Origin of the sequence: Streptomyces phyllanthi, from assembly GCF_009377205.1 — a bacterium.
GTDB classification, from domain to species: Bacteria; Actinomycetota; Actinomycetes; order Streptomycetales; family Streptomycetaceae; genus Streptomyces; species Streptomyces phyllanthi.
The window spans coordinates 1-3,106 of record NZ_VJZE01000711.1 but is presented as its reverse complement, the minus strand read 5'-3'; the positions used below and the strand labels follow the sequence as shown (position 1 = coordinate 3,106).

Below are 3,106 nucleotides of genomic sequence, written 5' to 3'. Positions count from 1 at the left end.
TATAAGAGACAGGTCCCTCCCCCACGTAAGCCGCGCCGTCTCCATGACCGCCGGGACATCCTGGTCCAGCCACTCGACGTCCCAGATCTCATCCGGGCTCAGCCAGCGCAGCTCGTCGTGGTCCTCCAGAGGCCGCGGATCACCGGAGAGAAGGTGCGCGGTCCACACGCGCAGGACGTAGTCGGCCTTCAGAGGCCACTCGCCGGGGACCCGCTCCGCCGGCTCCACCTCGACGCCGAGCTCTTCACGCAGCTCACGCACGAGCGCGTCCTCAGGGGTCTCGCCGGGCTCGACCTTGCCCCCGGGCAGCTCCCAGCGCCCAGCGAGCTCAGGCGGCGCACTCCGGCGCGCGGCGAGCAGACGCCCGCCGTCCAGCAGAGCGGCTCCCACCACCACGATCGGTTCGGTCATGCGCGGGAGCCTACGGGAGCGGGAGGGGAAGCCGGGCGGAGCCAGTCAGCTCCCCCCGCCGTGCCCGTTCTGGCCGATTTGCTCGACCCAGTAGAGCTGCTTGTGCCCACGGCTGTCGAGGCTGTCCGCGATCTCCTGCGCCTCGGCCCTGGTCGCGTACCTTCCGACGCGATAGCGATTGCCGTTGTCGTCCTGCCGTATGACGAGCCAGGGGAGAGTGATCGTGCCGTCGCTCATCGCGCCCCTCCACTTCCCGTCCCCGGCTCACGCCGCGCCGCCCCACCCAGGGAAACCGCAATCCGCATATGCCCGAGCGTACGCCTAACCTTCACGCAGCGAATACGGCTTTTCACAACGAGGTACGCAACCAGCCACCCCACAGGGCCGGCATCCCGTCGAACGCGCCGCCGACCGCCCCGCGCGCGCCCCTGTGCGCTCTCACAAGCAGCAATCCAGCAGCTCAGGCGGGAACGGGGCGCGAAGGGCATACCCCGAGGCACAGCCACGAGAACGGCCAGATTCGAACTACGGCTCGACGAAAGACGCTTGGACACACCCCGGACATCATCCTCAAGGCGCACGGATTGGCCGGATCCCTCGGGCCGCCGCGCTACTTCACCGGGAGGTGGTACGCCACGCGGTACCGATCCGCCGGCACCACCACGTCGGCCGTCTCCACCGGACGACCGGACGCGAAGTACGTGCGCTGGATGACGATGACGACATGCCCGGGGACACCCCCGAGGAGCAGGAGCTCCTCGGCGAGACCGGGCCGGGCCCCGACCTCCTCCGTCACGTTGTCCACGATCACATCGATCGCCGCCATGCGTTCGACGACACCCATCCCGCCGAGCGGCCCCTCCTCGGGGAGCATCACCGGCGTACGGCCGGTCACCACGAGCGGCTCCCAGGACGTGGAGAGCATCATCACCTCGCCCGCGTCCCGGAACAGGTACTTCGTACACATCACCCGCTCCCCGGGCTGGATGGACAGCCGCTCGGCGACGAGGCGGCTCGCCTCGGTCTGCTCGCTGCGCGACTCCCACGTGCCGCGCGCCACGGCGTCGGCCTGCTCCTGCCGGAACGGCGTGGCCCCACTGGAGGGCCGGAACCCGGAGCGGACGACCCGGCGGGGCACGGGCCGCTCCCTCACATACGTCCCCGATCCGGAGCGGCCCTCGACGAGCCCCTCGGCCATCAGCACCTTGCGGGCCTCCAGCGCCACCGTGTCCGAGACGCCGTACTGCTCGCGGATGCGCGCCTGGGAGGGAAGCCGGGTGCGGGGCGGCAGCGAACCGTCGACGATCTTCTTGCGGAGATCACCCGCGACACGCAGATACGCCGGCTGCTCACCGAAAGTCACTGGCCGCTCCCATCAGGTTGTACAGACAGCAACAGCCTGGCAACCGTGGGTTGTCTCTTGCAAGTGAAGGCCAGACAATCACCCGATGTGATGACAGCTGCCGCAGGGGGGCTTTACGCAGGCACTTTCTCCCCGCTATGGCCGCCTTCACACCTCCTGAGCGGAGCCGTCCCCTCCTCCGTCCCCGGCACCGTCCTCCACGTCATAGGAGGGCGGGGTCGTGGCCAGGCCCAGAGCCTTGCGGGCCGTGACCGTCTTCTGGGGGTCGGTGAGGTCCCAGCCCTCGTCGTAGTGGTCGTAGTAGGTGTCCTCGTCGGAGGCCTTCGCCGCCTTCGCCCACTCCTTCCGCGCCAGTTCCAGGTCCTTCACGAGAGCCGCGACCGGCTTCTCGGCCCCCTCGGGCCACTCGTGGCCGCGGAGCATGCCGACCTGCCGGGCGAGCGCGTCCGACACACGGGTGGCCCACTTCTTGTAGCCGGGCAGGTTCTCCTCGACGTACTCCTCCTCCGGCCCCGACTCCATCGCCTCGTTGAGGACGGCTGCCGCCTTCAGATAGGCGACCTGGTGCTCGTCGAGCGTCGTCCCGTCCTTGCGCAGCGAGCCGGTCAGGCTGCCCTTCTCGTCCGTGCTGCCGAACATGCAGGTGATCTCGCGGTCGCCGAGCCCCCAGCTCTGCCGCGTGGGCGTGAAGTAGTAGACGTCGACGTCGAGCGGCATGGCCCAGGAGTCCATCGCGTACGAGTCCGCCAGCGTGTAGCACTTGTCGTCGGCGACCTCGGTGACCGCGTCGTCGCCGGGCCAGCCGCCGTCGGGCAGATCGAAGTTGGCGAACACCTCGGCGTCGTGCTCACCGCTGCAGGGCACCGTGTCGACGTCGTACGCGTAGCCCTCCAGGGAACCGTTCGGCGCGTCGAAGCACTCACCCTTCTCCACCGAGAAGGTGCTGCCGTTGTCGCGCGCCGCTTCCTGGAAGCCCTCCCAGAAGTCGCGCGCACCGCCGGTGGCGAGGGAGACGGTCATCAGGAGGGCGCCGATCACCGACAGCACCATCCCCGAGACGGCCATCCCCTTGCCCCGCTCGCCCCTCCTCCCGATCTGCACGAGCGCGACGATCCCGAGGACCAGGCCGACGAGGGGCAGGAAGCAGAGGATCCCGAGCACTAGCGCGGCGATCGCGAGACCGTTGACGGGCGCGGGGTGGTGGTAAGGGGAGTAACCCTGCCCCCAGGGCTGGTACGGGTGGGCGTACGGCTGACCCGGCGCCCCGTACGGCTGCCCCGGCCCCGCGGGCGGCGGGTACTGCCCCGGAGGCGTCGGGACCTGCCCCTGGGG

4 protein-coding genes are annotated in these 3,106 nt (G+C 69.8%); all 4 read right to left on the bottom strand.

Annotation, left to right across the window (positions count from 1 at the left end; translation table 11 throughout):
• On the bottom strand, window positions 1–411 hold a 411-nt coding region (locus FNH04_RS43795; RefSeq protein ID WP_152791801.1), incomplete at its 3' end, for a (deoxy)nucleoside triphosphate pyrophosphohydrolase.
• Between the two features lie 45 nt (window positions 412–456).
• The gene (locus tag FNH04_RS43790) at window positions 457–648 is read right to left on the bottom strand and encodes an SPOR domain-containing protein (protein ID WP_152791800.1); all 192 of its coding nucleotides are present in this window, start codon (window positions 646–648) and stop codon (window positions 457–459) included.
• 373 nt (window positions 649–1,021) lie between these two features.
• The gene (locus tag FNH04_RS43785; RefSeq protein WP_322725593.1) at window positions 1,022–1,774 is read right to left on the bottom strand and encodes a GntR family transcriptional regulator; all 753 of its coding nucleotides are present in this window, start codon (window positions 1,772–1,774) and stop codon (window positions 1,022–1,024) included.
• 147 nt (window positions 1,775–1,921) lie between these two features.
• Window positions 1,922–3,106, bottom strand: a 1,185-nt coding sequence (locus FNH04_RS43780) for a DUF4190 domain-containing protein (RefSeq protein ID WP_228031980.1), incomplete at its 5' end; no start/stop codon positions are given.